This window comes from Paucilactobacillus suebicus DSM 5007 = KCTC 3549 (assembly GCF_001434475.1).
Taxonomy (GTDB): Bacteria; Bacillota; Bacilli; order Lactobacillales; family Lactobacillaceae; genus Paucilactobacillus; species Paucilactobacillus suebicus.
The window spans coordinates 1-2,073 of sequence record NZ_AZGF01000062.1 but is presented as its reverse complement, the minus strand read 5'-3'; the positions used below and the strand labels follow the sequence as shown (position 1 = coordinate 2,073).

General features: G+C 42.9%; 5 protein-coding genes. All 5 read left to right on the top strand.

Annotated features, from left to right (window positions below; translation table 11 throughout):
- Nucleotides 1–131 precede the first annotated feature (131 nt).
- The 5 genes from FD16_RS12390 to FD16_RS12375 all read left to right on the top strand — a co-directional run bounded on the left by FD16_RS12390 (nucleotide 132) and on the right by FD16_RS12375 (nucleotide 1,913).
- Nucleotides 132–554 (top strand): hypothetical protein, encoded by a 423-nt coding sequence (locus FD16_RS12390; RefSeq protein ID WP_010623345.1) that lies wholly within the window; start codon nucleotides 132–134, stop codon nucleotides 552–554.
- A 14-nt stretch (nucleotides 555–568) separates the two neighbouring features.
- Complete coding sequence (locus FD16_RS12385) at nucleotides 569–1,003, top strand: hypothetical protein (RefSeq protein WP_010623344.1); 435 nt, start codon at nucleotides 569–571, stop codon at nucleotides 1,001–1,003.
- The gene (locus tag FD16_RS12685; protein WP_076625652.1) at nucleotides 1,003–1,125 is read left to right on the top strand and encodes an XkdX family protein; all 123 of its coding nucleotides are present in this window, start codon (nucleotides 1,003–1,005) and stop codon (nucleotides 1,123–1,125) included. Before FD16_RS12385 ends, FD16_RS12685 begins: the two co-directional genes overlap by 1 nt.
- A gap of 28 nt (nucleotides 1,126–1,153) precedes the next feature.
- A complete protein-coding gene (locus FD16_RS12380; protein WP_010623343.1) occupies nucleotides 1,154–1,405 on the top strand; it encodes a hypothetical protein in 252 nt (83 codons plus the stop codon).
- Nucleotides 1,406–1,529: 124 nt separating this feature from the next.
- Nucleotides 1,530–1,913, top strand: coding sequence for a hypothetical protein (locus tag FD16_RS12375; RefSeq protein WP_010623342.1), 384 nt, complete (start codon nucleotides 1,530–1,532; stop codon nucleotides 1,911–1,913).
- The last annotated feature ends 160 nt before the right edge of the window (nucleotides 1,914–2,073 follow it).

Genomic DNA, 2,073 nt, shown 5'->3' with positions numbered 1-2,073 from the left:
ACGGCCACCTTGGCTTCAAACAGCAAACATATCTATCTTAATGATGGTATTTACTGTTTATCCTTGGACATCCACGGAGGCACAATCAACACAATTAATTCCACAAGCTTAATTTTAGGAGGTACACAATAATGGCAATTGATATTTCAAAATCTAGCTGGGGTTCAGATCTTAATGATTTCATCGAAGCCAATTCAATTAGTGATACAGGCTGGGTTACAGATGGCATCACGATGGAAAACGGCTGGGCAACAGATACAACTGGTGACCCCATTGAGTTTAGAATTCTTACATTTGGTAATTCTAAGCTTATGTTTATTTCTGGATGGATTTATGTTACCCAAGCAGTTGCTGCTAACGCAAGCGTTAGCGTTGCCCAATTCCCAGCACAAGCAAAAATCGGGACAACAGCATTCGGCACTGCAAACACCAAAAGTGCGTTAGGTCAGTTTGGTATTACTTCTGACGGGGTGTTGAACTATACCTTACACGGGTCTGGCACATTAGCGGCTAATGATGGCATTTGGCTAAGCGTTATGATACTCGATCAATGAAAGGATGATTAATTTTGACAAAAGCAGTATATCTGTACGATTCATCAAACACATTCACTGGCTCTAAACTAGTGGACGATAGTTACACATTGCAATCAGGTGAAACCGAGGTTAAGCCAGTTGATGGTCTATGCACACCAATTACTTGGAATGGGACGGCTTGGGTTGGCACAGATCAAGCCACATGGCAGGCGGCACAAGATGCCGCTCAAGCTGAGTATCTCAAAGCAAACCCAGTAACGCCATCAGCTGAACAACTGGCAATTAACACATTAGGTCAGGCATTGGCTAGTGTATCAGCACAACTGACTAGTGTATCAGATCAACTGGCACAAGCAAGTACAGCACCGGCTTCAACGGCTGAAACTACATCTGCTGAATCAACGGCCACTGAACAAGCAAGCTCGGCCGATACAGCGAGTGACGCTACTCAAGGAGGTACACAATAATGGACATCGATTTCATTGAGCAAATGTACGTATGGGGCTGTGATATCAAAGGCTATGTGGCTGCTGAAAGCATCACAGCTGATCAATACAAAACAATTACTGGGACAGACTATACAGCCTAGTCCTATTTTGGCGAAAGTAGGTGAAGTTGTGCAAGCACATGAAGAAGGCTTGAATTTAACAGAGGAAATACTCAAATTAACTGGCAAAGTTGAAGGCATTGACAAAAAACTGGATATGCTGGTGGGTGCTGATGATAAGGCTGATAAAGCCTTGGCCAAGGCCGTTGAAAATGAGCACTCCATTGCCACACTCAGAGTATGGGTATATGGCCTATTTAGTGCGATTAGCTTGGGTGTGTTTGTCCCACTATTTGTTTTTGTGGTCGAAAAGTTCTTTTAGGAGGTGATCCATCATCTATAAAGCTGAGGAAAAAGAGGTTAAGCAGAATAATTTACCGCTGTATCAGCTCAAGAAACAAGCAGTTGAACGCTATCAGGGTGAGTTACACAACTACAAACGTGACGTGACTCTATTAGCACTTAATACCCTTACAGATCACCAGACTACGAGCTATACCGGCCAAATTAACGATGAACTAGGTTTAATGCTTAGTCATCCGCCGGATGCTAGTGGGCTGTCTGTCCCTACATTTTTTGAAGAAACTGACGAACAAGGTAATCCTTATGAGCTAATTGACTTGCCCAGGGGTTACCTTTTTATTTTCAATCCCGCAGGTAAGACCTATACGCTTAGTTTTCACATGGAAAAACCAAGTGGCATCAATCCTTACTTAGACGTCCATGCAACTTGGCGACAGGCTTATCCAGCATTAGTGCGTGATGGCATCAAAACAGTGGGGACTGCGGGATCAATCGCCAAACTATTACAGATATTTAAGATCATTTAGGAGGAAATTTAATTATGAACGTACAAAACATTTCAGAAGCAATTGTGGCAATTGTGGTCGCTATTATTGGGGTTGTGACCCCTTATTTAGCTAAGTTTATCAAGTCTAATAAGACCGCTCAAACTTTGGTGGACATCTTACCCACGCTTGCTAAGGACGC

Coding starts and splice junctions, on each gene's coding strand:
- FD16_RS12390 (WP_010623345.1), top strand. CDS start 132: ATGGCAATTGATATTTCAAAATCTAGCTGGGGTTCAGATCTTAATGAT.
- FD16_RS12685 (WP_076625652.1), top strand. CDS start 1,003: ATGGACATCGATTTCATTGAGCAAATGTACGTATGGGGCTGTGATATC.